Source organism: Streptococcus pluranimalium (genome assembly GCF_047785745.1).
In the GTDB taxonomy this organism is placed as follows: Bacteria; Bacillota; Bacilli; order Lactobacillales; family Streptococcaceae; genus Streptococcus; species Streptococcus pluranimalium_B.
Genome location: NZ_JBLOJT010000223.1, coordinates 1 through 691, shown reverse-complemented (window position 1 = coordinate 691; position 691 = coordinate 1). Strand labels below are relative to the sequence as shown.

The following is a 691-nucleotide window of genomic DNA, read 5'->3' as shown; positions in this document are numbered from 1 at the left end:
GAGCGGTTCACCTTCCCTTTCAAGGAACAATCCTCTCACTCTACTGTCCAATTTCTTCAGATGGCCATTAAGCATTTTGGTTACGAACCTCAAATCTTTCAAACCGATAATGGTTTTAAGTTCACTCATTTCAGGGAAACAAAGCAGATACACCCGCTTGATATCCTCTGTCAGAAACTAGGAATTGAGCACAAGTGTATTCGTCCTAGAACGTCTCGTCACAATGGCAAGGTGGAGCGCAGCCATCGCAATGACAATGAACGTTTTTACCAACATCTCCAGTTTTACTCTTACGAAAGCCTCAACAAACAAATGAAAGCCTATCTCTACAAATCAAACAGACTACCTATGCAGACTTTAGGCTGGAAATCTCCTATCGAAATCAGAAAAATCCTATCAGGAGATAGCTCCTGATAGGATAACAAACCATTCTTCTTAAACAACTCTTTTTGGTCTCACATCATTGACAAATATTCACTATTCTTAATAAGAGAATTTTAACTAACTAAGAAGACACTGCACTAACAATGCCATGTCATTGAGTGAATCACATGACCTATAAAAGAATTCTCCCTATCTATAATAATGACGCCATAAATGGGAAGTAGTTTGTTCATAATAGAGAATTTATAGCACACCAATATGGGCACCTCTAAAAACTTCAAGTAGTTATTAAGTAAGCCCTATTTGT

At 37.8% G+C, this 691-nt stretch carries 1 protein-coding gene; it reads left to right on the top strand.

The window, feature by feature from the left end:
* On the top strand, positions 1-414 hold a 414-nt coding region (locus ACMZ6U_RS10630), incomplete at its 5' end, for a DDE-type integrase/transposase/recombinase (protein WP_416108372.1).
* Positions 415-691: the final 277 nt, after the last annotated feature.